Genomic DNA, 3511 nt, shown 5'->3' with positions numbered 1-3511 from the left:
GAGATTGCCCTGCGCGTCTTCGCCGAGAGACGTCGGAGAGGCGATCGTCCCGCCTCCGCTGGTGAGGTATTCGATCTGGGTCGTGCGGTCCGTCGCGACCCATCCGCCCGCACTCTGTTCGAKAGACACGAGCTTGCTGGAAACGAAATCCGCGAAAACGTACTGTCCCCACAGTTCCGGATCCGGACCGCGATATACAAAGCCACCCGTGATGGATCCACCGAAGCCCGCGGACGTGTGCGGATAGGAGAAAATCGGATTGGTAAAGCGGACGTCGTTCGACGACCCTTCGGTCACAGGCCAACCATAGTTCTTGCCGGCGGCGCCCAGATTGACTTCTTCGTATGAGGAATTTCCCACATCGCCGATGAACAGCTGCCCGGTTTCGCGATCGAAACTGGCGCGCCAGGGATTGCGCAGGCCCATCGCCCAGATCGCGGACGGTGCAACTGCTGCCAAAACACCGTCAAATTGTGTCGGGTTTGTCGCGGGGACAGTGAAATTGTTGTTCGGGTCCGCGGGAAAGCCATCGGCATTGACGTCGATCCGCAGGATCTTGCCCATGTAGTTGGAAAGTTCTTGCGCGTTTGCCGAAACGGAGTCGTCGCCCGTCCCGATATAGAGATAGCCATCCGGACCGAAATCGAGCCAGCCGCCGCGATGGACCGTGTTGTTGTAGTCGATGGTCATCACGACTTTCCGCGAAGCCGGGTCCACTGTCTGCCGGTCCTGCCGCAGCGCGTATTCGATGATCTGGACGTCGTTGCTCGGATTGCAGAGGTAGACGTAGAACTTACCGTTCGCGGCGAAACTCGGATGGAACGCCATTCCCAGCAGGCCCATTTCACCGTTCGTATTGACGGGTTCGACAAGGAGCGGACGAACTTGGCCGGTGGCCGGATTGAGAACTTTGAGCTGACCGCTCTTGTCGCCCAAATAGAGTTCCGCGCTGGGATCAGGGGCGTCTTTCAGAAATGTCAGGGAGCTGAGGCCCGTCCCGCCTGGACCAGCCGCTACTGCAATCCGCGTTGCTTGAATAATCCCGGGATACCCGATGATCACGTCCGGGCCAGACGTACCCAGGAGGCTATCGGACCCGTAGGTTCCGTAGATGGTCATGAGAAATCCCCAAGTATCCACCCCTGTCCAATACTGTAGCTGCTGGATGAAAACTTAGCTATCGCGAACCACGCGTCGGCCGAAACCGCGCCCAAAGCGGTTTCCTAGCCCTAATAATTAGGGTGTTTCGACGCTGATCGGCTGAAACACCCGATACCATTTTGGACGCGACAGGCAGATATTTCTATCAAGGCTGATCAGGAGAAAGCACTCTTGCTGCAGGACGAACACCGTGATCGTCGGGCCCAGTGGCCCGAAGGTGAGTTCGCAGCGAGTGCCCCGCCGCGAACGGCTCGTATCACCCCAGTTCATTCGACACCTTCAGATCATTTCGACCTCCGATGCATTGTCTGGGAGAGGGATTACCCATGAGTGACACACGCGCATTCTCACGGTCGCCAAGCATTGGAGCAAGTGTCCGACGCATGAAGGCGAGTTTCGCGTTGGCCGGCGCCACAGCTCTGTTTTCGACGATGTTCGCCGCTCCGGTGACTGCGCAGGCGCCACAACAGAAGCCGAACATTCTCTTCATCATGGGTGACGACATAGGCTGGATGCAGCCGAGCATCTATCATCGTGGATTGATGGTGGGTGAAACCCCGAACATCGATCGCATCGGAAACGAAGGTGCGCTGTTTACGGACTATTACGCTGAGCAGAGCTGTACGGCAGGGCGCAATGCGTTCTTCACCGGCATGCATCCGCTCCGTACTGGAATGATTCCGCCGCAGCTTCCTGGTAGCCCGAGTTATCTGCGGCCTGGCACTCCAGCTCTCGCCAAGTTCATGCACGATCTCGGATACAACACGGGAGAATTCGGCAAGAACCACCTTGGAGACCATACGGATAGTCTACCGACCGCTCACGGTTTCCAAGAGTTTTGGGGCTATCTGTATCATCTGGATGCGATGCAGGGGGTGAGCTTCCCCGACATCAATAAGGATCCGACGACCCAGTCAATCGTGCCGCCGTGCAGGAACACTCCGGTTCCGGGAATGTCCGAGGTTACCGGCGCAGTGGACCCGGCCACGACCACTTGTCTGACGCCGCCGCGTCCGGTCATGTCGTGCAAGTCTTCCGACGGCACTGCCGCCAACCAGAGTTGCACGAACGAGGGCCCCCTCACCCTCGAACGTTCGAAGACGGTGGACGAGGAAATCTCGGCCAAGGTCATCGACTACCTCGACCGCAACGACCCGAAGAAGACGGGCAAGCCGTTCTTCGTCTGGTACAACCCGGCGCGTATGCACATCACCACAGTGTTCTCGCCGAAGTACGAAGCGATGCTCGGTGAGCGTGGCGGGAAGGATTGGGGCATCAACGAAGTCGGCATGAAGCAGCTCGACGACAATATCGGCACCGTCATCAAGAAGCTCGAAGATCTCGGACAGCTCGACAACACCATCATCGTGTTTACGACGGACAACGGAGCCGAGATCATAACTTTCCCCGACGGTGGCACGACACCCTTCAAGGGCGGCAAGCTGACAACCTGGGAAGGTGGGATGCGGGCGCCGATGGTCATCCGGTGGCCCGGCGTAATCAAACCCGGCACGGTCAAGAAGGAAATCTTCGCCTCTCTCGATTGGGTCCCGACGCTCGTCGATATCGCTGGTGGTCCGAAGGGCAACGCTCTCAATGAGCAGATCATGGCGGGCCGATATCCCGGCATCGTGAAGACCAAGCTCGATGGCGTGAATCAGGTCGATTACCTCTCCGGCAAGACGGAGAAGTCGGCACGCGACTCGTTCTTCTACTACACCGGCGCAAACCCGTCGGCGGTGCGTTATAAGAACTGGAAGCTCTACTACACGATGGTGGGCGCCGGTCCGATGGATGGCTTGACCGGTGCGGTGACCTATCACTGGACCCAGATCGCCAATATCAAGCGCGACCCGTTCGAGATCACCGTCGGCGCCGACACAAAGACATTGACCGGCATGGGCGGTTCACTGGCGGCTCCCAGCACCGCCTACATCTATGACTGGAACATCCTCCCGATCGGCCAGCTGTTGTGGCTGAAAGAGCTCCAATCTTATCAGGAGTTCCCGCCGATGCAGGATCCGGCGAGCTACAATCTCGATCAGGTTCTGGCGCAGCTCAAGAAACAGGGCGAGCGTGGGCGCGGCGATTGAAAACGCTCAGGCGCGAATACGGCGTGATGGGCGAAGCAAAGTTTCGTCCATCACGGGGGAACGAAGGCAGCGTCCCCAACATCGTCATCAGTGCAAAACCGAGGAGGAACCTGTGATACGCATGCTGTCAGCCATCGCTCTCACATTGGTCGCAACAGGAGCTGCTGCACAAGTTGGACCGCCGACGTCGCAACGTCCCTGCTCGGCCAACCGACAGCTCGTCATGAAAGACGGCGCCGTCGTGCTTGATACGGGAC

Annotated in this window: 2 protein-coding genes; one reads left to right on the top strand and one right to left on the bottom strand. The window is 58.5% G+C overall.

Going from position 1 to position 3511, the window contains the following annotated elements:
* A partial coding sequence (locus AC1DT3_RS15320) for a PQQ-dependent sugar dehydrogenase (protein WP_477466104.1) occupies window positions 1-1119 on the bottom strand: 1119 nt, incomplete at its 3' end.
* Window positions 1120-1592: 473 nt separating this feature from the next.
* Here AC1DT3_RS15320 and AC1DT3_RS15315 point away from each other — a divergent pair.
* Complete coding sequence (locus AC1DT3_RS15315) at window positions 1593-3254, top strand: arylsulfatase (RefSeq protein WP_477466105.1); 1662 nt, start codon at window positions 1593-1595, stop codon at window positions 3252-3254.
* Window positions 3255-3511 lie beyond the last annotated feature (257 nt).

The sequence above is a fragment of the Microvirga sp. P4_G7 genome (genome assembly GCF_056401005.1).
The sequence above is the reverse complement of the archived record's forward strand: the minus strand, read 5'-3'. Positions and strand labels throughout refer to the sequence as shown.